The sequence below is a fragment of the Tunturibacter empetritectus genome (assembly GCF_040358985.1).
Classification (GTDB): domain Bacteria; phylum Acidobacteriota; class Terriglobia; order Terriglobales; family Acidobacteriaceae; genus Edaphobacter; species Edaphobacter empetritectus.
Window position 1 is genome coordinate 3,070,989 of the sequence record NZ_CP132932.1, and the last position, 25,826, is coordinate 3,096,814.

The 25,826-nt window shown below is 58.2% G+C and carries 26 protein-coding genes; 5 read left to right on the forward strand and 21 right to left on the reverse strand.

The features are described 5' to 3' along the window. Positions 1-119: 119 nt before the first annotated feature. The 3 genes from RBB75_RS12700 to RBB75_RS12710 all read right to left on the reverse strand — a co-directional run bounded on the left by RBB75_RS12700 (position 120) and on the right by RBB75_RS12710 (position 2,714). Positions 120-770, reverse strand: coding sequence for a dihydrofolate reductase family protein (locus RBB75_RS12700; RefSeq protein WP_179637058.1), 651 nt, complete (start codon positions 768-770; stop codon positions 120-122). Between the two features lie 191 nt (positions 771-961). Then, the gene (locus tag RBB75_RS12705; protein WP_353068273.1) at positions 962-1,363 is read right to left on the reverse strand and encodes a YciI family protein; all 402 of its coding nucleotides are present in this window, start codon (positions 1,361-1,363) and stop codon (positions 962-964) included. A gap of 97 nt (positions 1,364-1,460) precedes the next feature. After that, entirely contained in the window at positions 1,461-2,714 is a 1,254-nt protein-coding gene (locus tag RBB75_RS12710) for an RNA polymerase sigma factor (protein WP_353068274.1), read from the reverse strand. A gap of 269 nt (positions 2,715-2,983) precedes the next feature. On the opposite strand from RBB75_RS12710, the gene RBB75_RS12715 reads away from it, so the two are divergent. Then, complete coding sequence (locus RBB75_RS12715; protein WP_353068275.1) at positions 2,984-4,384, forward strand: dihydrolipoyl dehydrogenase family protein; 1,401 nt, start codon at positions 2,984-2,986, stop codon at positions 4,382-4,384. 245 nt (positions 4,385-4,629) lie between these two features. Here RBB75_RS12715 and RBB75_RS12720 read toward each other — a convergent pair whose 3' ends face one another. From RBB75_RS12720 to RBB75_RS12735, 4 genes are all read right to left on the reverse strand, one after another. Further along, positions 4,630-5,472: a 2,3,4,5-tetrahydropyridine-2,6-dicarboxylate N-succinyltransferase gene (locus tag RBB75_RS12720; protein ID WP_353068276.1), complete on the reverse strand. Its 843-nt coding sequence runs from the start codon at positions 5,470-5,472 to the stop codon at positions 4,630-4,632. Positions 5,473-5,495: 23 nt separating this feature from the next. Further along, a complete protein-coding gene (locus tag RBB75_RS12725) occupies positions 5,496-6,095 on the reverse strand; it encodes a hypothetical protein (protein ID WP_353068277.1) in 600 nt (199 codons plus the stop codon). Then, a complete protein-coding gene (gene dapA / locus RBB75_RS12730) occupies positions 6,092-7,012 on the reverse strand; it encodes a 4-hydroxy-tetrahydrodipicolinate synthase (protein WP_353068278.1) in 921 nt (306 codons plus the stop codon). The genes RBB75_RS12725 and dapA overlap by 4 nt, the downstream gene beginning before the upstream one ends. A 119-nt stretch (positions 7,013-7,131) precedes the next feature. Then, positions 7,132-8,382, reverse strand: a complete 1,251-nt coding sequence (locus RBB75_RS12735) for a pyridoxal phosphate-dependent aminotransferase (RefSeq protein WP_353068279.1) — start codon at positions 8,380-8,382, stop codon at positions 7,132-7,134. 329 nt (positions 8,383-8,711) lie between these two features. On the opposite strand from RBB75_RS12735, the gene RBB75_RS12740 reads away from it, so the two are divergent. Together RBB75_RS12740 and RBB75_RS12745 are read left to right on the forward strand one after the other, a co-directional pair. Next, positions 8,712-9,125, forward strand: a complete 414-nt coding sequence (locus tag RBB75_RS12740; protein WP_353068280.1) for a hypothetical protein — start codon at positions 8,712-8,714, stop codon at positions 9,123-9,125. Positions 9,126-9,163: 38 nt separating this feature from the next. Next, positions 9,164-9,604 (forward strand): hypothetical protein, encoded by a 441-nt coding sequence (locus RBB75_RS12745; RefSeq protein ID WP_353068281.1) that lies wholly within the window; start codon positions 9,164-9,166, stop codon positions 9,602-9,604. 29 nt (positions 9,605-9,633) lie between these two features. On the opposite strand, the gene RBB75_RS12750 is transcribed toward RBB75_RS12745, so the two are convergent. The 11 genes from RBB75_RS12750 to RBB75_RS12800 form a co-directional block, all read right to left on the reverse strand. Then, positions 9,634-10,908 (reverse strand): aminopeptidase, encoded by a 1,275-nt coding sequence (locus RBB75_RS12750; protein ID WP_353068282.1) that lies wholly within the window; start codon positions 10,906-10,908, stop codon positions 9,634-9,636. A 100-nt stretch (positions 10,909-11,008) separates the two neighbouring features. Further along, a complete protein-coding gene (locus RBB75_RS12755; protein WP_353068283.1) occupies positions 11,009-11,695 on the reverse strand; it encodes a 4-hydroxy-tetrahydrodipicolinate reductase in 687 nt (228 codons plus the stop codon). A 21-nt stretch (positions 11,696-11,716) separates the two neighbouring features. Next, the gene (lysC, locus tag RBB75_RS12760; protein ID WP_353070391.1) at positions 11,717-13,123 is read right to left on the reverse strand and encodes a lysine-sensitive aspartokinase 3; all 1,407 of its coding nucleotides are present in this window, start codon (positions 13,121-13,123) and stop codon (positions 11,717-11,719) included. Between the two features lie 26 nt (positions 13,124-13,149). Further along, a complete protein-coding gene (gene asd / locus RBB75_RS12765; protein WP_353068284.1) occupies positions 13,150-14,271 on the reverse strand; it encodes an aspartate-semialdehyde dehydrogenase in 1,122 nt (373 codons plus the stop codon). 181 nt (positions 14,272-14,452) lie between these two features. Then, a complete protein-coding gene (locus tag RBB75_RS12770; protein ID WP_353068285.1) occupies positions 14,453-14,812 on the reverse strand; it encodes a hypothetical protein in 360 nt (119 codons plus the stop codon). A 40-nt stretch (positions 14,813-14,852) separates the two neighbouring features. Further along, a complete protein-coding gene (locus RBB75_RS12775; RefSeq protein WP_353068286.1) occupies positions 14,853-15,662 on the reverse strand; it encodes a carboxypeptidase regulatory-like domain-containing protein in 810 nt (269 codons plus the stop codon). A gap of 61 nt (positions 15,663-15,723) precedes the next feature. Continuing rightward, positions 15,724-16,770, reverse strand: coding sequence for an isocitrate/isopropylmalate dehydrogenase family protein (locus RBB75_RS12780; RefSeq protein ID WP_353068287.1), 1,047 nt, complete (start codon positions 16,768-16,770; stop codon positions 15,724-15,726). A gap of 160 nt (positions 16,771-16,930) precedes the next feature. Continuing rightward, positions 16,931-17,410, reverse strand: a complete 480-nt coding sequence (nrdR, locus tag RBB75_RS12785; RefSeq protein ID WP_179637087.1) for a transcriptional regulator NrdR — start codon at positions 17,408-17,410, stop codon at positions 16,931-16,933. A 231-nt stretch (positions 17,411-17,641) separates the two neighbouring features. After that, a complete protein-coding gene (locus RBB75_RS12790; protein WP_179637089.1) occupies positions 17,642-18,685 on the reverse strand; it encodes a lysylphosphatidylglycerol synthase transmembrane domain-containing protein in 1,044 nt (347 codons plus the stop codon). Between the two features lie 30 nt (positions 18,686-18,715). Next, positions 18,716-19,441 (reverse strand): lytic transglycosylase domain-containing protein, encoded by a 726-nt coding sequence (locus RBB75_RS12795; protein WP_353068288.1) that lies wholly within the window; start codon positions 19,439-19,441, stop codon positions 18,716-18,718. A gap of 50 nt (positions 19,442-19,491) precedes the next feature. Then, a complete protein-coding gene (locus tag RBB75_RS12800; RefSeq protein ID WP_353068289.1) occupies positions 19,492-20,475 on the reverse strand; it encodes an HAD family hydrolase in 984 nt (327 codons plus the stop codon). A gap of 147 nt (positions 20,476-20,622) precedes the next feature. Here RBB75_RS12800 and RBB75_RS12805 point away from each other — a divergent pair, with 147 nt between their 5' ends. Beyond that, positions 20,623-20,976 carry a hypothetical protein gene (locus RBB75_RS12805; protein ID WP_353068290.1) on the forward strand — a complete coding sequence of 118 codons (354 nt, stop codon included), beginning with the start codon at positions 20,623-20,625 and terminating at the stop codon, positions 20,974-20,976. A 248-nt stretch (positions 20,977-21,224) separates the two neighbouring features. After that, complete coding sequence (locus RBB75_RS12810) at positions 21,225-22,493, forward strand: threonine synthase (RefSeq protein ID WP_353068291.1); 1,269 nt, start codon at positions 21,225-21,227, stop codon at positions 22,491-22,493. A 144-nt stretch (positions 22,494-22,637) separates the two neighbouring features. Here RBB75_RS12810 and RBB75_RS12815 read toward each other — a convergent pair whose 3' ends face one another. The 3 genes from RBB75_RS12815 to RBB75_RS12825 form a co-directional block, all read right to left on the reverse strand. Next, on the reverse strand, positions 22,638-23,039 hold the full coding sequence (locus RBB75_RS12815) for an STAS domain-containing protein (RefSeq protein WP_257030853.1): 402 nt from the start codon (positions 23,037-23,039) through the stop codon (positions 22,638-22,640). Positions 23,040-23,200: 161 nt separating this feature from the next. Further along, positions 23,201-24,094, reverse strand: a complete 894-nt coding sequence (locus tag RBB75_RS12820; protein WP_353068292.1) for a zinc-dependent alcohol dehydrogenase family protein — start codon at positions 24,092-24,094, stop codon at positions 23,201-23,203. A gap of 753 nt (positions 24,095-24,847) precedes the next feature. Then, positions 24,848-25,681, reverse strand: coding sequence for a hypothetical protein (locus tag RBB75_RS12825; RefSeq protein WP_353068293.1), 834 nt, complete (start codon positions 25,679-25,681; stop codon positions 24,848-24,850). Between the last annotated feature and the right edge of the window lie 145 nt (positions 25,682-25,826).

A 25,826-nucleotide genomic window follows, 5' to 3' on the forward strand; every position in this document is an offset into this window, starting at 1 on the left:
TTAGGCCAGTTGGACGAGCGCATTGGCCTGTTACCGCTAACTGAGAGCGTGCCAATCACCATCGCCTTACCTCAGGATGTCCTTTCGCCGCCGCTGCTCGCTCTCCTCTATCATCGCGTTCAAATTCGCAGCTTTTCCAGCACAACGTGTGTCGCGTGCTCCGTAGCCTTATGCTCTGCCACAGAGAACCCCATCGCGGGCAGGTCAAGACCGGCAAGCAATGCCTCACCTTGACCGAGGGCAACAGGTGCAAGTGCAAAGTGGAGGGAATCGATCAACCCAGCCTGCAGATACTGCCGCACGGTGGAAACACCGCCTCCAATCTTGACGTCCTTATCACTCGCTGCTTTTTTCGCGAGCCTCAGCGCCTCTTCGATTCCGCCGCTGACAAAGTAGAAGGTCGTCCCGCCTTCCATCACGAGCGGCTCACGCTCGTAGTGCGTCAGAACGAAGGTCGGAGCATGGTATGGCGGATTGGGACCCCACCATCCCTTCCACGAGTCGTCCTGCCACGGGCCACGGACCGGACCAAACATGTTGCGGCCAAGGATGAAGGCGCCGAAGTTTTCCATCGCCTGCCGTGCGAACGCGTCGTCCACATCGATAGATCCGCCCTCTTTACCGTGCATGGCACAGAATGTTTTGGTATGAAAGAACCACTGAAAGAGCTCTGGACCGCGCTTGCCCAGCGGGTCGTCCAGTCTCTGTTCTATCCCTGCGCTAAAACCGTCCAACGAAATACCAAATCCCGCGACACGAACCTTTGACATGTATGCTCCTCGCTTTCGAAATTCAATTAGCCCCGCGCTCGGTGACGCCATCAGGTTTTGAGCGAACGTTGACCTGACGGAATTATCCATTGACCTCACGGCTGCACCAGCGTGATTTGCCCAAGCCAGCTGAAAAGCATGATTACCACCACGTCAGCCCCCCACCATCAAGATCATGGCCGGGGCTGACCTCATCGCGCGGTGTCCTTTCGCCGTCGCTGCTCACTTGCCTTGATGATTTCGTTCATGTCTCCGGCTGGCCGAATCTCGAAGATGTTGCCATACGTCATCGCCGGATGCTGCGCCATGAGCTGTGCAGCTTGATTCATATCCCGCGCCTCAAGGATGAGAATGCCGCCGAGTTGTTCTTTGGTTTCGGCATAGGGGCCGTCGGTCGTTGCTACTTTGCCGTTCTTCCAATATAGGGTCAGGGCGGTCTCCGTACCCTGGAGCGCTTCTCCACCGGCCCAGTGCCCGCTGGCGCGAAGATGGTCGTCATAGTCAAAGCATTTGTCGAACATGGCGTTTCGCTCGCTCTCCGGCATCCCATCGAATTTGCTTTTGTCGTAGTAGCCAAAACAGATGTATTTCATAAATTTCTCCTCATTTCTGTACTCAAAGAGCCGTAGCTCATTGTTCTGTTATTAGATAGTCGTTCGAGAGACCGAAAATCGACAGCCACTACAATCTTTATTTCAACTGGCGAATCCGCTCCTGTAGGAAATGCCGTTCCGGTTCCTGTTGGGTCAGCGCAAGGGCTTTCTCATAGGAGGACCGCGCCTCAGATGTCCTGCCGAGCCTGCGGTACATATCCGCTCGGGCTGAATGCGCCAGGTAATAATCTTCCAATTCGCCATCTTCCAAAACCGCGTCGATATGCGTCAGCCCAACCTCTGGACCATCGCGCATTGCAATTGCTACGGCACGATTTAGCTCTACAACTGGCGAAGGTTGAATTCGTACCAGCCGGTTATAAAGCGCAACAATCTGCCGCCAGTCGGTCGCAGCGGCCGATTCCGCCTCCGCATGAACGGCCGCAATCGCAGCCTGCAGTGTGTAAGACCCAAAGCGGTGAGACTTCAGGGCTCTCTCCACCAAGGCCACTCCCTCCGCGATCTGCTCTCGGTTCCAGAGCGAGCGGTCTTGATTCTCCAGCAAAACCAGCTCTCCGATCGGCGATGTTCTCGCGGCGTGACGAGATTCCTGAAGCAGCATCAGGGAAAGCAGCCCAAGGACCTCCGGCTCTGGCAGGAGTTCGCTTAGCAAGCGGCCCAGTCGAATCGCCTCGGCGGTTAGCTCGGCACGCATTACCTCCGCCCCTGCCGCAGCCGAATAGCCCTCGTTAAAGACGAGATAGATGACCTGAAGCACCGCGTCCAGTCGCCTTGGCAGTTCCTGCGGCGATGGCACCTGGTATGGAATCCGTGCGTCTCGGATCTTTGCCTTTGCGCGCACAATGCGCTGCGCCAGAGAACTCGGAGTGATAAGGAAGGCCTTGGCAATCTCCTCGGTGGTCAGCCCGCACACCTCACGCAAGGTGAGCGCAACGTGCGCCTCCGACGGCAGAGAAGGATGACAGCAGGTAAAGATCAGGCGTAGACGATCATCCTCAAAGCTATCCTCTTCATCGGATATTTCCGCCGCGCTCCCTTGTGCTTCGAGATATCGCACGAGCTCGTCTTGAGACGCATCAAATCGTGCCCGTCGACGCAAAGTATCAATGGCTTTGAATCGGGCTGTTGAGATCAACCATGGTCGCGGGTTATCGGGTACTCCGCTGCTCGGCCACCCGCTCAACGCCGCCGCAAAGGCTTCGTGCATCGCCTCCTCGGCAAGATCAAAATCACCGAGCAAGCGGATCAGGGTTGCCAGTATCTGTCGCGAATCCGCGCGATAAAGGGCGTCGAGCAGTTCGCGTATTGGCTCCGAAGAACGCTCAGACATGACGACGACTTTAGCAAACCAGTTAGCCCGAATCAATTTGGCAACCAGCAGATCAACGCAAGAACTCAGGTCGTGACCTCTGGAAATTGGCGCACAAGACTGCTTCCTCGGTTCCCGCAAATCTCCAAAGCACTCATCGATCGTAGAGAGGTGCCGACAGTCGGCTTATATAAGCGGCGATAACCATGAGCCATCTTTGCCCGTCACGGCATCTGAGACGTGGGCCTTGAAAACCCACTCGCATAGTCCACTCGCCACGGAGAACTCCTATGTCCACCCCCGAACAGTACGACGCAATCATCATCGGCAGCGGAGAAGCTGGCAAATATCTAGCCTGGCACCTCGGCGCGCAAGGCAAGAAGGTCGCCAACATCGAAGACAAGCGGTTAGGCGGAGCCTGCCCCAACGTCGCCTGCCTCCCCAGCAAAAACGTCATCCACTCCGCCAAGGTCGCCTCCTTCTTCCAACGCGGAGCCGAGTTCGGCATCGTCCACGGCGACTGGCACGTCAACATGGAAGCCGTCAGCGCCCGCCGCCAGCGCATGATCGACGGCCTCCGCGACACGCACCTCGCCAACTACGCCAAATCCAAAGCCGAGGTCGTAATGGGCTTCGGCCGCTTCGTCGCCCCCCAGACCGTCGAAGTCGCCCTCAACGCCGGTGGCACCCGCACCCTCCGCTCCGACTACATCTTCCTCGACACCGGCTCCCGCGCCACCATCGACCCCGTCCCCGGCTTGGCCGAATCCGCCCCAATGACCCACATCGAACTCCTCGAGCTCCCCACCCTCCCCGAGCATCTCCTCATCCTCGGCGGCGGCTTCATCGGTCTCGAGCTAGCCCAGGCCATGCGCCGCTTCGGCTCCAACGTCACCATCATCGAGCGCAACCCCACCCTCGTCCACCGCGAAGATTCCGACGTCACCGAAGCCCTTCATCAACTCTTCACAGATGAAGGCATCGACATCGTTACGAACGCCAGCGTCACCCACGTCGAAGGCACGTCCGGAAAATCCGTCATCGTGCACCTGAGCGACGGAGCCAGCCTCGAAGGCACTCATCTCCTCGTCGCCACTGGCCGTACCCCCAATACGCAAAATATGGGCCTCGATCTCGCCGGCATCAAGACCACCCCCTCCGGACACTTCCAGGTCAACGATCGCCTCGAAACCACCGCCCCCGGGGTCTGGGCCATGGGCGACTGCGCCGGCTCCCCCCACTTCACCCACATCTCCTTCGACGACTTCCGCATCATCCGCGACAACCTAGCCGAACCCAACGCGGCCGGAGCCAGCCGCACCACGACGAACCGACAGATCCCCTCCGTTACCTTCACCGATCCCGAGCTAGCCCACGTAGGCCTCACCGAAAACGACGCGAAGAAGCAGGGAATCGCCTACCGTCTCGGCAAAATCCCCATGGCCGCCGCGCTCCGCACCCGCACCCTCGATGAAACCCGCGGCTTCATGAAAGTCCTGATCGGCTCCGGCGATCGCATCCTCGGCTTCACCGCCATCGGCCCTGGCGTTGGCGAACTCCTCCCCGTCATCCAGCTAGCCATGTCCGCCAACCTGCCCTACACCGCTGTCCACAACCTCATCCTCACCCACCCCACCCTCTCCGAGGGCTTCATCAACCTCTTCAACACCATCCCAAAGCAGCAAGCATAAACACGAAGCCGCAGTCGTAGCCCATCCCAACCAACGGGAGGGCCTCCGCAGAAAGTTGTCACGAAAAAAGGTATACAAGTCACGAAGTGACCGCCCCACGCGCAGTGGGCCCGTCCGGCAGGACAAGGCCCTCAAAAATAAACTTCAAAATCGTGGCGTATTTTTAGACACCCAAAAAGCAGCATCTAAAACACCACATCAGCCACACAACTAACCACAAACTCACCACGATCTACCACCACAAATCAGCGCAAAATCTCCTCTAACACCAAAGAAAGCTCAGTTTTCTCGTCCCGATATTTAACGATCACCGGAGCCGCCAAACTTAGCCCCCACTCCGCGCCCTTGCCTTTGGAAACCGCCCGAGACCCCGGCACCACCACCGCACCCTCAGGAATCACCAGTGGCATCTCCGCCGTAGCTTTGTAGATCTCGCCTTTCACCAGGTCATACACCGGCGTCCCTCGCGTCAACACGGTTCCAGCCGCCAACACCGCGCGCCTTCGCACCACGGTCCCCTCATAAACTCCAGTGTTTCCGCCAATTAAACAATCATCTTCAATAATCACAGGCGAGGCATTCACCGGCTCCAGCACCCCGCCAATCTGCGCTGCCGCACTCAGATGCACCCGCTTCCCCACCTGCGCGCAACTCCCCACCAGCGCATGCGAGTCCACCATCGTCCCCTCCTCCACATAGGCCCCAACATTCACATAAGAAGGCGGAATCAACGCAACTCCCTTAGCCACATACGCCCCACTCCGCGCACTCACCCCACCCGGCACCACGCGCACCCCATCGGCAACCACAAATCGCCGCACCGGATAGGTATGTTTATCAATAAACCGCAGGGTCTCCCCGCCCATCTCCATCATCGTCCCAATGCGAAACCCCAGCAGAATCCCGCGTTTCACCCACCCATTCACGCGCCAGCCCAGCGCCACCGAAGCATCCGGCTCCGCAGCCCGCAACTCGCCCACCTCCAGCTTTCCGCGCAGCTCAAGAAAACAAGCCTCCGCCTCAGCATCACCAATCGCCGCAGCACCCTGCGCAAACCAATGCTCAATCGCTGTTTCTAACGTATTCAATCTTCTCTCCAATTTTGTAGTTACTACTTCGGGGTGCTTTTCTCCTGCGTCTCCAAACGCCACACGCCATTATCGTCTCCGAAGGCGGACGTTCCCCCAATCGACTTGTAAACTTTGCCATCAAAGCGATAGTAGCTAAGACCAGTCTCACGCCCAGACATATGCCATCCCGTCACAAAGTCATGAAATCCGCTTATCTCTGCTCGCTGAACGGCCATTCCCCATCCACTCAATCCACCAAGGAATTGAACCTTTCCGCCTTCAACTTGGAAGAGCCACATTCCACCATTCGCACCCTGCCCACCGCGTTCACACCCGATCCCGGCAGTTGCCCTCACTACATGTGAGTTCTCCTTCAAAGGAACTTCATCAAAGGTCAATCCCTTCAGTACCGCCTGAGTATCCTCCGGAGTGCAAGTGTCATTTTTGATCTGTTCGCGCAAAAGTCTCCATATCGAGTTGATCTGACTTTTTCCCAGCCGCGCAGCGTTTGTTTTGGCGTGAAGATCATCGAACCGAAAATCTCGCCACAACCCCTCATCTTGGGCATGTAGCGCGGTCACGCAGCAAACGATCAATACAAACAACCAACCGCATCCGGGACGAAAATAATCTTTACTCAAAACATCCTCATATCTTCGCCCTTAGACGGAACCCCCACCAGCATCCCCAACTCCCCCACCATCCGCTCCAGCCGCCTCCGCGTCGCATCCGACACCGGCACCATCGGCAGCCGCAGCACGTCCTCGCCCCTCCCCAGCATATGCAGCACCGCCTTCACCGGAGCAGGACTAGCCTCCCAGAAGTGCGCCTGCATCAGCCGGAAGAACTGCCGGTTGATCCGCCTCGCATGCACCCAGTCGTTCTCGAGCGCAGCCCCCACCATCCGCGCCATCTGCCCCGGAATCACATTCGAAGCCACCGAAACCAACCCAGCCCCGCCCAGCGCCAGCACCGGCAACGCCAGCCCGTCGTCTCCGGCAAACACCTTGAAACTCCGCGGCGCCGTCGTCAGCAGTTCGGTAATCTGAGCGATATTCCCGCTCGACTCCTTCACTCCAATAACATTCTTCAGCTCCGCCAGCCGAAGCACCGTCGCCGGCTCCAGGTTCACCCCCGTCCGCGAAGGAATGTTGTACAGCAGCACAGGCAGCTCCGTCGCCTCGGCGATCGCGCGAAAGTGCTGATACTGCCCCTCCTGCCCCGGCCGATTGTAGTAAGGATTCGCCGACAGAACGCCCGTCAGCCCATGCACCTGCGACAGCTTCTGCACCCGCGCCACCCCCTTATGCGTCGAGTTATGCGTGCACCCCGCAAACACCGGCACCCGTCCCGAAGCAGCAGCAACCACCACCTCAATCGCCCGCAGCCACTCGACTTCCGTCAGAGTCGAAGCCTCGCCAGTAGTCCCGCAAGGCACAAGAAAATCGATGCCGCTCTCGATCTGCCACAACACCAACGCACGCAGCGCAGGCTCGTCAACGCTGCCGTCCCTGCGAAAGGGAGTCACCAGCGCCGTTCCACAACCCATCAATTCCATAGTGTCTGCAAGTTTACCGCGCCGGCGGCCTTGATTTCAGAACAACCGTCCCCGCAACTCCGCAAAACAAAAAAAGCCCCAGCGATCTCTCGCCAGGGCCTCAAAAGCACTTTGCTCCGCTAGCCTCGATAGAGCTCCGACGGCACATGGAACTCCGGCATATGCAGCTCCGCGGCCCCATTCGCCGACCCCGCCGGCATATCCATGCACTTCACAAAGGCCGTCTGGAACTTCTCCATCTCTCCCTTCGTCCCCACCGTCACGCGCACATAGTTCGGCATCGCCGACCACGTCCGGCCAATCGCAACGTTCTCCTTCAGCATGGCGTTCTGAAACTCCTTCCCAGGCCGCTTCACATCCACCATGAACATATTGCCCTGCGATCCCGGAATGACCTTGTAGCCATTCTTAGTCAGAAACTCCACAGTCTCCGTCCGAATATCTGCATTGATCTTCTTGCGCAGAGGCACCAGATCCTTATCCTGTAGACTCGCACGAGCAGCAGCAGCGCTCGTAATCGAGATGCTCGCCAGGCTCTGACTAGGGCCACCGACATTGTTGAACCGCTCAATCAGATCCGGCCGCGCCACAGCGAATCCAGCACGCAACCCAGCCATCCCATAGATCTTCGAGAACGTCCGCATCACAATCACATCTTTATCCTGGTTCACCAGATCGATGCACGACTCATTGTCGGAAAAATGGGTGTACGCCTCATCGATGATCACAACCGAACCCGCGGGCTTGTTCTTTACCAGCCAGACAATGTCTTCCTTGGGAGTAATCGTCCCCGTAGGGTTATTCGGATTCACAATGTAGTAAGCCCCCGGCGAAGGATGCGCCTTCAACATAGCCTTCACATCATGCGCATAGGTCGCAGTCAGCGGCACAGGATACTTCGGAGCCTTCATCACCTCCGCCGCGCGAGGCCCCTGTTCATAGCTAGGGTCGCCATACACCAGCGGCTTATCCGGGCCAAGGTTCGACATCAGCGCCAGATCCAGCGGCCCGCTCGACCCAGGGAATAAAGCCGAGTAGTCCTTCTTCAACCCAAACTCCCCATTGAAGACATCGATCGTCTTCACATACTCATCCCAGTGATACCGGCCGCCCTGCACGCCCATGCTACATATCGCCGTCAGTGCAGACTGCGCCGGCCCCAGCGGATTCTCATTCGAGCTGATCACCACCGTGTCAGCCGACAGCGGATGCATCGTACGCGTTCCGCTTCGTCGTCCAGCCTGTCCAGCAGGAGCAGCAGCTGGTGTCATCGCAGCCAACGCCGGAAACGTGGTGGCTGCCGCCGAGGCCGCGCCAACAATGCGCAGAAACGATCTGCGGGAAACGCTTTGCGTCATATCGGAATTCATAGAAGTTCTCCTCGAAAGTCGATTAGTAGAGATGCAACGCCGCGGCAACAGAAGGAATAAGCCCACTGAGGGAAGGGAAGATCAGCTAAAGGTTTCCTGCAAAACCAGATCGCCTTGCTGGAACTACTCTTGAGAACTTGGATGTTTGAACGAACCGCAGTACGGTTGAACATCAATCTACAGCGAATTTCCTGCAAATGCGAGGAAAATTTCCGAGATCGATACAAAAAAACTGTGAGGAACTTCTCCACTGTCTCCTTCGTAATCCTGCACGACCAACAGTCGAGCTGCGCCCTTCGAAGGTTCGTAAATTGAAATTTGGAGTTTAGATGCCAGACATCGCCCGGTTCTTTGTCTTCATGATTGCGGCATTTCTTCTCTTTATCGCCGTCCTGCTGTTCGTCACGCGCAAACGAACGGCAATCCCTAACCCTGCATTACTTCTGGTCCTTGCGACCATCGTCGTAATAGTAGGAATGATCTTCGCGAGATACTCCCACCTCTGGATTCCCACACTTCCCTGGCAGATCTACTACGGCCTCCCAGCCCTGCTCACACTCACACTGGCGCCGCTCGTCTTACGAATGTCCCGCACCGAGCTTGCCCAATACATTCCCATGGCATTCCTCATGGCGCCGGCAATTCACATCGTCTTCTCGCTGCTCGTCAGATGGCACGACTACATGCCATTCCCCTTCTACATCCCGTCTCTAGCGGAGTTTCTAATTGGCAAAAACCACTAACCCAACCTCTAGCTCGTCGCCAAAATGAGAAAAATTCTATGAAGAGAATCATGTGGATGGTCGGAACTTTCGCGGCGATGTATCTCATAGCGACCATAGTGGGCTTCGCCACTTATTTCCTTCTGAGCGTTCGTGCTATGTGGATCTGTGTCTTCACTCTCATGCCGATCGTTAGTGCTGGCTTGATCTACGCCTATTTACAGAGGCTGAAAGTCAGCCGCGACGCCACGTTTCGCGAGGCATCTATTCTCGTTGCAGTGTGGATCGTCCTCTCCTTCTCCCTCGATGCCATAACCTACATCGTGGTGATTCCGATGACGAGCCATAGAGCTTTGAATTGGACCTTCTTTCTAGACCAGTCGCCATGGATCTGGCTATCGTATGCGGTTCTATCGCTTTCAGCCTATGCAGGACGCGGAGCCTACCTTATGCGGCTTGATACGAAAGCAGTGCAATCAGGCCGCCGAGTAGCCCGGTGAGCCATCGAGCCGATCACCGGGCAATCCCCCTAGACCCACTCACCCCTACGCATCAACGGCTCAGCAGTCCCATCCGCAGCCACGCCATCCACATCCATCTCGCCCGACCCAATCATCCAGTCTACATGGATCAAACTCGTATTCGCACCCAAAGCCGCAAGTTGCTCCGCATCCATCTTCTCGCCGCCAATTAGACACGTCGAATAAGCCTGCCCCAGCGCAATATGGCTCGCCGCATTCTCATCGAACAGCGTACTCCAGAACAGCACCCCACTCTGCGCAATCGGCGACGAGTGCGGCACCAGCGCCACCTCCCCCAACCGCCGCGCCCCATCATCCGTGCTGATCAACCGATTCAGCACATCCTCTCCAGCCGTCGCCGTAGCCTCAACGATCTTCCCGCCTTCAAACCGCACCGCAATATTCTCAATCAGCGTCCCCTGGTGCGACAGCGGCTTCGACGCCCTCACCGTCCCATCCACGCGGTCCTTATGCGGAGTCGTAAAGCACTCCTCGGTCGGAATATTCGGCTGGCAATACACTCCATTCCCCGCAGTCGTCCCACCACCGGCCCACAGATGATCATCCGCCAATCCCACCTTCAAATCTGTAGCCCCATCCTGCGATTTGAAGTGCAGCGCCGAAAACCGCTTCGCATTCAACATGTCCACTCGCTTCTTCAGCCGCGCTCCATGCTCCTGCCACTCGACCACCGGATCGTCCACCGCAACCCGCGACGCCACAAAGATCGCCTCCCAGAGCTTCGCTACCGCGATCTCCACCGGCTCTCCCGGGAACACCAGCTTCGCCCACTCCGGCGTCGCGCACGCCACAATCGTCCAGTTGATCTCATGCCGCGTAATCAACTCCATCGCCGGTTTCCCCGCCTTCGACGCCGCAACATTGGCCCGCGCCACCTTCGCCGGATCCTGCTTCGCCAGCAGCGCAGGATTCGTCCCCGCAATCGCCAGTCTCGCCGCGCCACTCCGGAAACCCTCTGCAATCCCATCCTGAAGCCACTTCGGCGCATAGTCGAAGCTTGCATCCGCTCCATACTCAAACCGCGCCAGCACGCTCGGATCGTCCGCGTAGAATGTCGTCACCAGCAACGCCCCCGCCTTGTACGCGTGCTCCGTGATCCGCCGCACCAGCGGCAACGCCTCCATCGGAGCGGACATGATCAGCTCCTGTCCAGCACGCAACCCCAGCCCAACCTTCACCGCAACCTCAGCCAGTCGGTCCAGCTTCTCCTCAAACGTAAGATCCGCAAACTTTGTCTTCGCTACTGCTTCCGCAACGCTCATTGTCGATTCCTCATGCTTTCACTAAGAAGTGTCATCTCGACCGAAGGCGGCGCTTTTGCCGCCGCAGTGGAGAGACCCCATATTTCGTTGGTTCCGTTCGCTAAACCTCGGTGTAAACACTCTGAAAGTCGTAGCATCCCGTCCGCGACGACAACCACTCCGCCGCCCTCACCGCGCCTTCGGCAAACCCTCTCCGCGAAAACGCCTCATGCGTCAGCACCAGCTGGTCCGCGTTGCTCGCAGCGGTCAGCGAATGCACTCCCATCACATCCCCGTCACGCTTCGACTCAACCGGCACCGCAGTCGCACCAGCTGCCGCCTCCACAACTTTAGCCAGACTTATCGCGGTGCCGGAGGGCGAATCCAGCTTACTCGCATGATGCGTCTCCGCAATCGAAAACGCATACCCGGCCTTCTTCAACTCGCTCCCCATCGCCGCAGCCAGCTTCAGCATCACCTGCACACCCACCGAAAAGTTCGTCCCATACAACAACCCTGCCTGCCTCCGCTCAGCCAGTGCCCGCATATCGGGCAGCTTGTCATACCACCCCGTCGTACCAATCACCATCTTCGCGCCCGTCGCCAGGCACGCCCGCATATTCTGAACCGCCGCCTCTGGCGTAGTGAAATCAATCACCACATCGAACCCCGAGACAAACGGCGGCGTCAGCGCCGAAGCCCCCGCATTCTCCTTCGCATCCAGCACATGAACGCTATGCCCATGCTCCGCTGCAACCGATGCCACCAGCTTGCCCGTCTTCCCCATCCCCAAAACCAGAACCCGCATGTCTCCCTTTCTCCGCCTCTACTATCCAGCCTTGCTCTCGAGCTGAACCCGGTTCGCAACATCGAACACCGTCTCATCCGGGTTCGCAAAGAAGTGGTTGTGCAGACTGCGCACCGCCTCCTCTACATCCTCTTCATCAATCATGAAGCTCATATTGATCTCGCTCGCCCCCTGCGAGATCATCCGCACATTCACATGGCTGATCGCCGAAAACACCTGTCCCGCAATGCCGTTGTGTCCACGGATATCCTCGCCCACCAGGCATACCAGAGCCTTATGCCCCTCCATCTTCACATCCGCAATCTTCGCCAGTTCCGCACAGATCTCCGGCAACTGCTGATTGCTGTCCACCGTCAGCGAGATACTCACCTCACTCGTCGAAACCATATCAATGGCGCACTTCCACTTGTCAAAGACATCGAACACCGCCTTCAGATACCCATGCGACATCAGCATCCGGCTTGCAACCACGTCAATAATCGTCAACCGCTTCTTCGCCGCGATGCTCTTGAATGGACTAGCGCACTTCGCCGCCATCGCCGTAATCTTCGTGCCTTCATTCTCCGCATTGCGCGAGTTCAGCACCCACACTGGAATGCTCTTTTGCACTGCAGGCAATATCGTTGCCGGATGCAGCACCTTCGCGCCGAAGTAAGCCAACTCCGCAGCCTCTTCAAAGCTGATCGTCTTCACCCGCAGTGCATCCGGGCATATCCGCGGATCGGTCGTCATAATCCCATTCACGTCCGTCCAGATCTCAATCGCGCCCGCATGCATCCCGCCGCCCACCAGCGCAGCGGTAAAGTCGCTGCCACCGCGCCCCAGCGTAGTCGTCACACCCTCCGTCGACGATCCAATAAACCCGCCCATCACCGGCGTCTTCCCAGCTTCAATCAGTGGCAGCACAATCTCCGCCAGCTTCGCTTCAATCGCAGCATCCTGCGGCACCGCCTTGCCGTAGCTCGCATCCGTAATGATGCAGCTTCGAGCATCCACATGCGCACCCTGCAAGCCATGCTGCTCCAGCGCCTCAGCCATCATCTTGCTCGACAGCCTCTCGCCAAAGCTCACCACCAGATCATTTGTACGCGGAGTCAACTCGCCCACAGCCGCAATCCCGCGCAGCAGATCATCCAGCGCATCGAACTCCTGATGCAACACCTGCTGAACTCGAACGCACCGCTCCCCCTCAAGCAACGCGGTCGACGTATCGATATGCCGATGTCTCAGCCGAGCACCAATCGCCAGCGACCCAGCCTTATCCCCGCGCCCAGCCGCAGCCGCAGCCGACAACAACAGATCCGTCACCTTCGCCATCGCCGACACCACAACGACAGCCTCCAGACCCTTCTCCCGTCGTCCCCGAACGATCGACGCAGTCCGCTTCATCGCCGGCGCATCCTCCACCGACGTGCCGCCAAACTTCATCACTACCAGCTTCTCTCGCGCTACACTCAAGCCGTCACCGCCACAGCCCTGGCCGAAAACTTCTCCAGCGGCACACCCAGCTTATCGAGCTTGCCCAGCAGCGCCAGCACCTCCGCATTCAACACCGCCGCTCCAGCCGCGCCGCGAATCGTATTGTGCGATAGCACTACAAACTTCCAGTCCAGCAGCGGGCACTCGCGCAGCCGCCCCACCGTCGCCGCCATCCCATGCCCGCGCATCCTGTCCAGCCGGGGCTGCGGCCGATCCACTCCCTCGTCATACTCGACAGGCTGCTCGGGAGCCGTCGGCAGATGCTGTCCCTCCAACGGGAGAAACTCTCTCCAAGCCGCCAGAATCTCCTCGCGCGTAGCTTTCTTCTTCAGCTTGATACTCACGCACTCCGTATGCCCATCCTCCACCGCGACCCGGTTGCAATGCGCACTCACCTTCGCATCTAAAATCTCGACCTTCGCGCCGCTAAGGCGTCCGAGCAGCTTGCCGACCTCCTCCTGCAGCTTCTCCTCTTCATTCTTGATGAACGGCACCACGTTCCCCAGAATGTCGAGCGATGCCACCCCCGGATACCCCGCGCCGCTCACCGCCTGCATCGTCGACACGAACAGGCTCTCAATCCCAAACTTCTCTTCCAACGGCTTCAGCGCCAGCACCAGCCCAATGGCGCTGCAGTTCGGATTCGTGACGATATATCCGCCGCGCCCGCCATGCTCTTTCCTCGAGCTCTGCGTCTCCAGCAGCGCAAGATGATCGGCATTCACCTCCGGCACCACCAGCGGCACGTTCGCCGTCATACGGAACGCACTCGAATTCGAGATCACCGCGCATCCCGCCGCCGCAAACTTCGGCTCCAGCTCTCGAGCGATATCCGCATCCAGTGCCGCAAAAATAATCTTCGGCAACTCAATCGCCGACCCCTCAGGAACATTCGGCTGCAACGTCATCGCCGCAATCCGCTTCGGCAGCGGAGTATCCAGCTTCCACCTGCAAGCCTCGGCGTACGTCTTCCCGGCGCTGCGATCGCTCGCTGCCAGCCACGCAATCTCAAACCACGGATGATTGCTCAAAAGTTGAATGAATCGCTGCCCGACCATCCCGGTCGCGCCAAGAATGCCAACCCTGCGTCGTTCCATCCACTAAGAATAACGCGCCAGCCGAACACCCGCACGTCCAGACAAACGAGAAGTGCCTAAAAAGGCGACGCACCTCAACGCCGACCAACGGGAGGACCAGTATCGTTCACTAACTACTAGAAGGTATACGCGTCACGAAGTGACCGCCCCACGCGTAGTGGGCCCGTCCGGCAGGACGCTACTAGTTATCCCGCCGCCGTGACCGCGTCATCCGGTGCCCACCGCCCGCCCACACCAGCAACGCCACCAGCAGATGAAGCAGAAACCAGAAGTGAATCCCCTGATCCTGATAGATCAGATAAAGCACCAGCGCCCGCGGCAGCAGCAGCCAGAACAGCAGCGGAAGCACACCCTGAAAGTGCGGCGGCGTCAGATCGAAGTGAAACGGCCCCAGCAAACCCTGAAACCACGCCACCAGCATCGCTATCCGCGGCAGAAACAAAGCAAACACCAGGAACCAAAGCGGCAGCGCATGAACCACAAACGCCAAATCCACCGTGAACTGCGCCGTATGCTGCAACATTGCCAATCCTGCAATCATCCCGCCTCCGTGGCTGCCCTGTATTTGTCTCGCGACGAATCTACTTCACGCTGAAGCTGAAGTCCACCTTCGACGTTCCCTTCGGCTCAACCGTCACCGTCATCGTCTGCTCGCCAAGCTTCTCGTGCACTGCCGCCAAAGTATACGTCCCCGCCGGCAATCCGCTAATCCCAAAATGCCCATCCGCATCCGTCACCGCAAAGAACGGCGTAGCCGACACGTTAATAAACGCATTCATCCACGGATGGTTGTTACACCGCACCGGAATCATCACCTCCGGCTGATTGAACTGCTTCACCTGCGCCGCGCCCTTCGGTCCCTGCGAGATATCGATTGCCTGACTCCCCGCCACCGTCGGCATCGTATGGATGTTGTGCATCGTCGAGTCCGAGTTCCTGAACTCCACCGCTCCTCCCCGCACCAACGCAATCACATGCGGCACATACCTGCATCCCACCTGGTCCAGAACCACCGGAGCAGGCGTCGGCCCACCCGACAACATCGCCGCCGGTGGCCCGCTCTTGAGATACACATACACATTCCCAAGCTTCCCATCTTTCACCGCATACTGCTCGGCAAAGTTGTCTCCCGCCATCATCGAGCAGACCGGATCCATCGACATATCGATCTTCACCGGCTCCGGCGCCTTCCCCACAAAACGGATCGTCCCCGTCACCATCCCCAGCGTCGCCTTATCCAGCTGCACCGTCGAAGCCGGCGGAGCCGCCGGCACCGTCGCCGTACTCGCATCATCGCTATGCTTCACTGCATCGCTCGGCTTACATCCGCTCAGCCCGCTCAACGCCGCACTGGCAATCGCCGCCATCAACCAACCACAAATCCGCCTCATACCACCTCACACAACGAACCATCGACTGATAACTTCAGCATTGCACAAAACAAAACATGCGCTAAGCCGCTGCCAACGGAGCTTCCATCGCCGCCACCACCGCATCCGCAAACGCCTTCGTTCCACTGGTACCGCCGACATCCTTCGTCAGCGTCTTACCTTCGCGATAGACCTGCTCCAGCCCGGCCTGCACGCGCTCCGCCGTCGCCGGTTCATCAATGTGATGCAGCATCAGCACCGCACTCTGCAGCAACGCAGTAGGATTCGCCATATCCTTCCCGGCGATGTCAGGCGCTGACCCATGCACCGCCTCGAAGATCGCGCACTCGGTCCCAAGGTTCGCCCCCGGAACCAATCCCAGCCCACCCACAAACGCACTGCAAAGGTCGCTCAGAATATCCCCATACAAATTCTCAGTCAGCAAAATATCGTACTGATAAGGATTCATCACCAGCTGCATGCAGGTGTTATCCACGATGTGCTCGTGATACGCGATCTCCGGAAAATCCTTCCCCACCGTCTGGCAACAGCGCAAAAACAAACCATCCGACAGTTTCATGATGTTCGCTTTATGGATAGCATGAATCTTCTTCCGCCCATGCTTCCGCGCATAGTCGAACGCGAACTTCGCGATCCGCGTCGAACCCTTCTCGGTAATAATCTTCAGAGCCTGCACCACCCCCGGCACCACCTCATGCTCCAGCCCGGCGTACAGATCCTCCATGTTCTCGCGCACAATCACGAGATCGAGCCCCGGATACTTCGTCTTCAAACCCGGCAGATTCTTCACTGGGCGAAAGTTCGCAAACAGCTCAAACTTCTTTCGCAGCGTAACGTTGATCGAAGTGAACCCTCCGCCAACCGGCGTCGTCACCGGACCCTTCAACGCAACACGATTCTTCTCGATCGAGTCATACAGCGCCTTCGGAATGTACTCGCCCGTCTTCTCGAACGCATTCGCCCCCGCATCATAGGGATGCCAGTCAAACGCCACACCCGTCGCCGCACCCGCCGCCTCGAGAATCTTCACCACCGCGCCAGAGACCTCCGGGCCAATCCCATCCCCCGGAATCAAAGTAATCCTGTGCGTCTTCTTCGCTGCCATCATCCACTACCGCCTTTTCTGGAGTACCTCAAAGACCGTCATTGAAAGATTGTCTTCAGATTGGTTTGTTTTGGTTGTCATCCTGAACGCAGTGAAGAATCCCCATATTCGTCGTTGTCTGTTCTGCAAAGATCCGTCCTATCCGCGAAGATCCGCGGTCATCTCAGCGCTTCGACACTCTCCTCGCATCTTTTCCATTCAACAACTCTTCCAGCTCTTCTTTGAACTCCCGCACATCCTTGAAGTCCCGATACACACTAGCAAACCGAATATATGCAACCGTATCGATATCTTTCAGCCGCGACATAATCAGCTCGCCAACCTCGTTGGTCGTCCGTTCGCGCTCTGGCGAGTCGACCACATACGCCTCGGTCTCATCCACAATCTTTTCCAGATTCACCGCGGCAACAGGCCTCTTCTCGCACGCATGCAGCAGCCCGCTCAGCACTTTCTGCCGGTCGAACTTCTCCCGTCGTCCATCTTTTTTCACCACCATGTAGGGGATCTCGTCGATCCGCTCATACGTCGTAAATCGCTTGTTACAGCCTTCGCACTCCCGTCGCCGGCGTATCGAGTCTGCGTCTTTGCTCTCGCGTGAATCGACAACTCGGTCTTGGGCAAAACCACAGTAGGGGCACTTCATCGGAATACATCGATTCTAGCAGCGCGTGTCCTGCCGGACGGGCCTCCTACGCGGAGGGCGGTCACTTCGTGACGCGTCTACCGGTCGTGGCATCGTCATCAACCAAGGTCCTCCCGCTGGTCGGCCCGAGCATCGCGAGGACCCATACCCTCTCTCTCGCCGAAACAAGGTACACAAGTCACGAAGTGACCGCCCTCCGCGTAGGAGGCCCGTCCGGCAGGACATCCATCCTTACCCCAAATCCACCGCCGCCCCAGCCGCCTCGCTCTCCTCGGCGACCTTCTTCAAGCTAACATGCTCTACCCGCGAGTAGATCAATCCAGCAGGAATGATGCAGAGAAAAGTCACCACCAGCAACAAAGCCCCGCAAGCCGTAGCAGCCTCAAGCGGCGCACCATAAAACGTATGCATCGCCGCAGCCGTAATCGCAATCTGCGTAAACCATCCAATAATCGGAAGCTGCAGCAACGACCCGCCAATACTAGCCGCCATCAGCAGCATCGTCCTGGAGAAGGTCACCCCGGCCAACTCAGGCGTATGCACAAACGCATGCGCCGTCTCCAGATACGCAAACCCGATCATCACCCACATCGTCAGCGAAAGCACCGTCACCACACCAAAGTCCCGTGCAGATGACAACGCATTCAACCCATCGCGAAACCCAAGAATCTTCGTCGCAATGCTCTCGCCAGCGGCCTTCGAAACCAGCCCCACCGTCCCTCGCGCAAACGAGGCCACCGTACCACCCGCCGCCCGCACCACACCAGCAAAGATCGCAATCGCCAGCGTAGCTCCCATACTCAAAACGCCCGCCTTCACAAACACCTCGTGGTGAGGAAGCCCCCTTGGAGTAAACGCCAGCGCACTGGAAAAGATCAGCGCTGCCGCTCCCAGATCGAACATCCGTTCAATCGTCCACACCGCTATCTGGGAGCTCAACGACAGGTTGACTCGCCGCGAGATCAGGTAAGGCCGTGTGAAGTCGGCCAGCCGCCCAAATAATGCCACCGCGGTAAACCCGATGAACTGCGAACCCAGCAGGGAAGTGGCCGCAACCTTCTTCGTTGGCGACAGAAATACCGCCCACCGCACCGACCGCAGATAGAACGTAACGTAGATCAGCACAATTCCCGCAGCAATATGCCCCAGGCTCACATACCGAAGCTGTTGCCAGAAGTTGGCCCAGTCAAATTGCACCTTCGTCCGAAACAACCAGACCAGCAACACCAGCGCAACCGCGCCCACTCCCCACACCACTCCATTACGCTTGGTCATTCATCTCTCTCTTGGTCTGTAGATCGTGCTCTATCGGGCCTGCGCGACCATTGCTATCTGCTTCCGCCGATTGAACTCGCGGATCACCCGCGCCACATACGCCCGGGTCTCGCGATACGGAGGCACCCCATGATACCGATCCACCGCGCCAGGTCCAGCGTTGTAGGCCGCCAACGCCAGCGCCACATTGTCGTGGTATCGCGTCAGCAGCATATCCAAATAAGCCGTTCCGCCCGAGATGTTCTGCTCCGGACGAAACGAATCCTCAACCCCCATCGCACTCGCAGTGCCCGGCATCAGCTGCATCAGCCCCTGCGCGCCCGTCCGCGAAACTGCTCGCACCTGCCCACCGCTCTCCGCCCGCACCACGCTCGCCAGCAGATCCTCATCGATATTGTGCGCTGTACCCGCATGCGACAACATCTCATGCATCTCTTCCTTCGTCGGCGCAGTCATCAGGGTGACTGCAGTCGGTGCCTTCACATCCGGCACCTTCACCTCGGCAACCGGCTCCGGCACATCGGCCACAGTCTCAACCCGAACCACCGCGTCCGCCGCAACCTCCATATAGTTCTCATCGGAAGCCGGCTTACCCTTTTCAACGAAGTAGAGACGTACCTTATCCCCAACCGCCTCCCGCCGAACGCAGTCCACCTCAAACCCGTTCTTCAGCGTCACATGCTCGGCCGCACGCGCTAGCGGACACACCGCCACTACCGCCAGCCCAAACGCCAACGCTTTAAGACAGAATGCCACCCCTAAAGCCTACCATCCCCCGCCCGCTGTCCGCTCAGTCAAAACTCCCACTATCGTGTCACTGGCAGACCGTTCAACACCGCTTCAATCGCCTCCGCCACCCCATCCTCATCATGACGCCGCCCCATCACCCACCCTCTCTCCGCAGCCATCGACTTCAAATCCTCCGGAGCGTTCCCCATCAACACCGCCTGCCCCGCAACCTCCAGCATCGAAACGTCATTCCAGTTATCCCCGATCGCCAGAATATCCTCCGCCTTCACTCCATGCGTCTCCGCCAGCCGCAGCAGCGCCGACCCCTTGCTGCACCCCGCCGGCAGAATGTCCACGATGCTCAAATCTCGCTCCGGATACTCCGTCCGATGCAGCGCCGCCTCCGCTCCTGCGGCCCTCTCCTGAGGCGCAATCCCGCCCTTCGCCAACCCAATATTCTCCAGCCGCCGCACCTCATCCCTCCGCAGCGGCGTCATCCCCACAGCCGACACCCCCGGATGCTCCAGCAGCCGCGCCTCTGCCCTCCGCATCCTCTCCACCGTCCCGCACAGCATCATCTGGATCGGCGCGTCTCCTTCCAGTGCCTTCTCAATCGGCACCACGCACTCGATATAGGGCTCATTCGCCGCCACCCACCTGCCGATACTCGCGTTCAGCTCCGCCAGATGCTCCACCACCAGCGCCCCGCGCACATCCTCCCCATCCTCCCCCACCTTATCGAAGGTCACCACCAGCGCATCGCGAAACTCCGCCACATGACCACAAAGCCACCGCGCCGTCTCCACCGGAAGCAACGTCCTCTCCAGCAACTGCGCCCCAATCGTCCGTGTCACCGTCCCATTCGAGCTGATCAGCGCATCCTCCTCCCGCAGCCCTAACCCCCGCAACACCTTCATCGCATACGAGTGCCGCCGCCCCGTTGCCACCACCACCGTCAACCCGGCCGCCTCAGCCGACTTCATCGCAGCCAGATTCCGCACACTCACCCGCCCATCCGGCCCCACCAGCGTCCCGTCCATATCCACCGCGATCAAACGCATTCCAAACCTCGATTTCCCTGCATATTCTCTCATCTGCAACGCATATATATCCATAAACCGTTCATTTTCTTTGATTTACCGGAAATTCACGTGACATTCACGCACCACCCGGGAGACACTTGAATTAGGCACCACAAAGGCTTGTTTATGTTTCACAAAAATGTACTAACCTCCCTCGGGAGCATCTCACCGCAGCAAATTCCAGCTTCTAGTCCTCAGTCCACCCACCGAATCGCGCTGGTTCCACCTGGAGGCGAAGCTCCGCCCCACAAGAGACCCTCCCCGATCCTCGACCTGATCGCCATCGCAGCACCGCGCTGTTCGTCGTTCTTCGCAGAGGCGGCGGTCCTCGTCCTGGTCCTGGCCCTGCTCGACAGGTTCATGCTCAAGGGCCGCATGGAGCTCAACTGGGTCATCAGCGCCTTCGCCATCAGCATCGCGCTTCTGGTCGCCAGCATCGTCACGGAGTTCACCTCCCGCCGCTGGCTCCAGCGCCATTGACGCTGAACTGCCTCAGGCTCGCCCTACGCGGGCAGCGGTCACTTCGTGACATACCGGCTTCGCAAAGCCTCCCGAGGGTCGGAGCAAAGATATTCCTCGCGACCAACGGGAGCGCCACCCAAAGGGGTATACCTGTCACGAAGTGACCGCGCCGCGCGTAGCGATCCCGGCCGGAAGGCCAACCGCGCAGCGCTCGCCAGCAGATAGCGCCACCCTATTTGTAACCAAAATCCGTTAGCATCTAATATATGGCCGTCATTGCATCGCTCGAGTGTTCCCGCTGCCACCACCACGTCTCCGCTGAAACGCCGCAAACTCTATGCCCCCTCTGCGCCGGCTCTCTCTACGTCCGCTACGACATGGACAAGCTCCGCCAGACCGCCAGCCGCGATGACATCGCCACCCGCGCCGCAGCCTCCCCAGCCAGCCTCGGCATGTGGCGCTACTCGAGCGTCCTGCCCGACGTAACCCCCGTCACCCTCGGCGAGGGCTGGACCCCCATGCTCCACAGCAAGCGCTACCCCGGCCTCTACATCAAAGAAGAGGGAGCAAATCCCACCGGCACCTTCAAAGCCCGTGGCCTCTCGCTCGCCGTCACCATGGCCAAACACTACGGCCTCCAGCACCTCGCCGTCCCCTCCGCAGGCAACGCCGCCGGAGCACTCGCAGCCTACGCCGCCGCCGCCGACATCGCCTCGCACATCTTCATGCCTCAGGACGTCCCCTTCGCCAACTACCTCGAAGGCATTCTCTACGGAGCCGACGTCACCATGGTCGACGGCCTCATCTCCGACTGCGCCCGCATGGTTGCCGAAAACATCAAGGCTCAGCGCGAAGCCAACACCCCCGCCCACCAGGTCTGGTTCGACATCTCCACCCTCAAGGAGCCCTTCCGCGTCGAAGGCAAAAAAACCATGGGCTACGAACTAGTTGAGCAGCTAGGCTGGCAGTATCCCGACGCCGTCTTCTATCCCACGGGCGGCGGCGTAGGCCTCATCGGCATGTGGAAGGCCTTCGAAGAGATGGAAGCCCTGGGGTGGGTGTCAGGAAAAAGACCAAAGATGTACGCCCTCCAGGCCTCCGGCTGCGCCCCCGTAGCTAAAGCTTTCGCAGAGAACAAGCCCGCCAGCGAGTTCTTTCAGAACGCCGCCACCTTCGCCGCCGGCCTCCGCGTTCCCAAGCCCTACGGCGACGCCATCATCCTCGACATCGTCCGCCAATCCGGAGGCAAAGCCTTGGCTTTTTCAGACGAGGAGATATTAAGCAGCATTTTAGACTGGGCCAAACACGAAGGGATCTTCCTCTCGCCCGAAGGCGCCGCCGCCACCGCAGCCTACGACGCGCTTCTCGCCACCGGCGAGCTCAAGCCAACCGACAAGGTCGTCCTCTTCAACACCGGCGCCGGCCTAAAGTACACCGACATGACCGCCGAAGCCATGCATCTGAAGCGACCAAACGAGAAGAAAGCCGCTCTCCCAAAGAGCATGCCAGTAGGAGGCATCATCACGCCACAATAAGCCCACACGCCGACCGAAGGGAGGCCCCAGGCATCTGACCAACCAAGACAAGGTATACAAGTCACGAAGTGACCGCCTCCCGCGCAGGGAGCCCGTCCGGCAGGACAGTTGTTTGTTAGCCTTTCACGAGCAGCGAAGCGGAGTTTACAAACTAGCCTCAGCCGCATCCACAGCAGGAAAGTTCTTCAAGATCTTATCGACCTTGGTCATCTGCATCACCGCCGTAATCCGTTCATTCGCACCCGCCAGCAGCAGCTTCCGCCCATGGCTCTCCGCCGACACGTAGTAGTTCATCAGCAGCCCCAGCCCGGCAGAATCCATATACGGCGACTCGCTCAGATCCACGATCATCACCTGCGGCGTCTTCGCGCGAAACTCATTCTGAAACCCGAACATCGTAGATAAAGTCAGCGGCCCAACGAGCTTCAGGATCGTCGTTCCCGCGCTCTTTCCATCCGTAAAGCTATGAGTCAAAGGTTGCTCGAGCATATTTGAAAGTGTAGCAAGCCCCCAACGCTGAAGATTACAAGCATGTAAATCCTGCATCCCTCCTGCCGATCCTCACCTGCCCAAATGCACCCACGGCGCGACGCCAGAAGAAACTAAAGCAAAAGAGCAGTTGGCGTAGAGTCTGCGTGTCCTTTTGGTTGTCATTCCCGAAGGGAATCTGCGGTTTGCCTTTCACCACACCAGCAGCAAATACTGCACTAAAGCTCCACCACCTTGCCCACAGCACCAGACTCCACCAGCGCATACGCAGCATCTAGATCTGCCCCACTAAAGCGCCGTTCATTCATCAACGGCCGCAGCTTGCCGCTATCCACCAGCGCCGCCGCCTCGCGAAGAATCTCCCCATGATGCGCCTGTCCTCGCCCGGTCAGCAGAGGCATCAGCGTAAACACACCAGAGTACGTCGCCCCGCGAAACGAGAGCGGAGCCAGTGAGTGCGTACTCCACCCCAGGCAACTCACCACATGGCCGGTATACCGCTTCACCGCAACGAAAGATGCGTCAATCGTCGCTCCTCCCACCGTGTCATACACCACATCGAAGCCCTCCCCATCGGAGTACTGCGCGACATACTGCTCAGTTGAAAGCGTGCGGTAGTCGATAGGCACTGCACCAAACTCCTCCACGTAGTGTTGCTTCTCCGCCGAGACCGTAGCGAAGGCCTCCGCCCCAAACGCCTTTGCCAGCTGCACTGCAATATGCCCCACTCCGCCCGCCCCGGCGTGCACCAGCACCCTCTGGCCCTCATGCACCTTCGCGCGATCGACCATCCCCTCCCACGCCGTGATCGTTATCAGCGGAAGCGCCGCAGCCTCGCGCATCGAGAGCAACTTCGGCTTCAGTGCGACCAGATCCGCGCTGGCGACCACAAACTCCGCCAGTGTCCCCTGCAATCCCCCCACGCCGCCCACCATGCCATACACCTCATCGCCGGACCGCAGCGTCGTCACGCCCTCACCGGCCTCTTCCACCACGCCAGCCATATCAAGTCCCAGCACCGCAGGCAGCGGCTGCTTCGCATGAGCCGCCTTCCCAGCCCGAACCTTGGTATCCAGCGGATTCACCCCGCTCGCATGCACCCGAACCAACACCTGGCCTGCCAACGGAACAGGGCGGGGAAGCTCGCCCTACGTAAACCCTGCATCGGGACCTTCCACAACATAAGCGCGCATTCAGTTCCCTATCCTGTAAGCAATTTTGCAGCTGACCTGTCCCAACCATCGGAAGCTCACAAACGTTTGATTCCCCGCTTCCAAAATGCGTCCACCAACGTCATCCCGAGCTTTCAATCCTTTGCCGTCATGTCTAGTCTCAAGCCATCGCCATTATCCCGAGCGCTCAAGCTTTGCCGTCATCCTGAGCCTCAAGCCTGCCATCACCCTAAACGCTCAAGCCTCTGCCGTCATCCTGAGCGGAGCGAAGGATCCCGACAAACTCGAAACCATCTTAACCGGGCTCGTCCCTTTCAGCCCATTCCCCTTACAAGAATCTATATAGCCCTGAGCTGGCAGTACCGCTCTTTCTTTGTCAACCCCCAAACTCACTAATCCCCGCGCCAGACAAGGAGATTCGCGTGGCGTATTAGTTTCACTCAACCAGCTATACTGGTAACAGGCTTCAAAAAGACCCCGGCGCAACTCCGGGGTTTTATCTTTTCCATGTAATCACACGCTAAACTGCACAAAACAAGTATTTTAGCCGTAAGCCATTTGAAATGAATATTTTGCAGACACCATAGGCTTCTAACGACAACTATACAGTTCACACAGAAATACTAAGGACTTCAGATTTGTCCAGAAATTGGATGGTCTGAGATGAGAAAAACCCACATTACAGTCTTCTTGTTATGTTGCTTGATTGTAATAGTCCGGCCCGAGTCTGCGGAAGTTCGGGATTACGCCTTCAGGGTCGTATCCCTTATCCCACATGTGGCAAAACTGCGTGAATCTAGTCTGCCCAAATCCGTCTTCATATGTGACGAGACCATAACAAACCAAACGCTTCAGATTGGAGTTGATAAGAAGCGCATTACCGACTGTCAGTTTTCCCGAGTCCTCTTCAAAATCTTGGGCAACGGTAACCTCCTGATCGGGAGCCAATATGACACCGTGACTCCCCAACTCAAGGATTACCTGCTTTGCGTCATACGTCGGATTGGCTGGCAAAAGGACAACTGGGTTAGGGGACAGACCCTCAATTCCGAAAGTGTGGAACCTAATTTTCAAATCAACCACGAGAGCAGGAACCTTCCCCCAGTTTTTCAGGGTGATATACGTTCTGATTTTTCCGTTTACTTCGGGGAGACATTCCATGTCTCTGATGGCATCGGCAACCCAAGCGCGACCACTCACAGCGGCGATATCGACACTCTTCAGGGAAGCATTAGCAGCGATTGTGGCTGCTTTGGAAGACCTCAAACCTATCCTAGTTTGCTTCTTGATGTCTCCCAAAGTACGCAGAGCTATGTACCCGACTGCCCCCGTGATAAGCATGGCAAGCCAAACAGGAAGAACTTCGGGTTTGCCTATCTTGTCCCAATAGGACTCATTCTCTTTTTCATTTGTTACTGTTCCATTCTCGTTCGCGCTGCTGGTCTGTGGGGTGAGTTCTGGAAGGGAGTTTGAGTATTGAATGCCCACTACAAAGCCAATGCCAAACACCACCACCAAAGAGATCAATATCTCCGCTATGCGACGCCACGTTTTAGACCTTGATATCAATATAAAATTTTCTGTACTAGGGAGTCTTGATGCCAGTAGATGAAGATGAATTTAAACGTGTCATCGGCAACATGCTGAAGATGCCACCCAAGAAGCACGCTGA

Coding starts and splice junctions, on each gene's coding strand:
- dapA (WP_353068278.1), bottom strand. CDS start 7,012: ATGGAATTGATGGGTTGTGGAACGGCGCTGGTGACTCCCTTTCGCAGG.
- RBB75_RS12715 (WP_353068275.1), top strand. CDS start 2,984: ATGTCCACCCCCGAACAGTACGACGCAATCATCATCGGCAGCGGAGAA.
- RBB75_RS12810 (WP_353068291.1), top strand. CDS start 21,225: ATGGCCGTCATTGCATCGCTCGAGTGTTCCCGCTGCCACCACCACGTC.
- RBB75_RS12740 (WP_353068280.1), top strand. CDS start 8,712: ATGCCAGACATCGCCCGGTTCTTTGTCTTCATGATTGCGGCATTTCTT.
- RBB75_RS12745 (WP_353068281.1), top strand. CDS start 9,164: ATGAAGAGAATCATGTGGATGGTCGGAACTTTCGCGGCGATGTATCTC.
- RBB75_RS12770 (WP_353068285.1), bottom strand. CDS start 14,812: ATGATTGCAGGATTGGCAATGTTGCAGCATACGGCGCAGTTCACGGTG.
- RBB75_RS12705 (WP_353068273.1), bottom strand. CDS start 1,363: ATGAAATACATCTGTTTTGGCTACTACGACAAAAGCAAATTCGATGGG.
- RBB75_RS12815 (WP_257030853.1), bottom strand. CDS start 23,039: ATGCAGGATTTACATGCTTGTAATCTTCAGCGTTGGGGGCTTGCTACA.
- RBB75_RS12700 (WP_179637058.1), bottom strand. CDS start 770: ATGTCAAAGGTTCGTGTCGCGGGATTTGGTATTTCGTTGGACGGTTTT.
- RBB75_RS12800 (WP_353068289.1), bottom strand. CDS start 20,475: ATGCGTTTGATCGCGGTGGATATGGACGGGACGCTGGTGGGGCCGGAT.
- RBB75_RS12750 (WP_353068282.1), bottom strand. CDS start 10,908: ATGAGCGTTGCGGAAGCAGTAGCGAAGACAAAGTTTGCGGATCTTACG.
- lysC (WP_353070391.1), bottom strand. CDS start 13,123: ATGAAGTTTGGCGGCACGTCGGTGGAGGATGCGCCGGCGATGAAGCGG.
- asd (WP_353068284.1), bottom strand. CDS start 14,271: ATGGAACGACGCAGGGTTGGCATTCTTGGCGCGACCGGGATGGTCGGG.
- RBB75_RS12775 (WP_353068286.1), bottom strand. CDS start 15,662: ATGAGGCGGATTTGTGGTTGGTTGATGGCGGCGATTGCCAGTGCGGCG.
- RBB75_RS12805 (WP_353068290.1), top strand. CDS start 20,623: ATGTTTCACAAAAATGTACTAACCTCCCTCGGGAGCATCTCACCGCAG.
- RBB75_RS12735 (WP_353068279.1), bottom strand. CDS start 8,382: ATGAATTCCGATATGACGCAAAGCGTTTCCCGCAGATCGTTTCTGCGC.
- RBB75_RS12780 (WP_353068287.1), bottom strand. CDS start 16,770: ATGATGGCAGCGAAGAAGACGCACAGGATTACTTTGATTCCGGGGGAT.
- nrdR (WP_179637087.1), bottom strand. CDS start 17,410: ATGAAGTGCCCCTACTGTGGTTTTGCCCAAGACCGAGTTGTCGATTCA.
- RBB75_RS12755 (WP_353068283.1), bottom strand. CDS start 11,695: ATGCGGGTTCTGGTTTTGGGGATGGGGAAGACGGGCAAGCTGGTGGCA.
- RBB75_RS12710 (WP_353068274.1), bottom strand. CDS start 2,714: ATGTCTGAGCGTTCTTCGGAGCCAATACGCGAACTGCTCGACGCCCTT.
- RBB75_RS12790 (WP_179637089.1), bottom strand. CDS start 18,685: ATGACCAAGCGTAATGGAGTGGTGTGGGGAGTGGGCGCGGTTGCGCTG.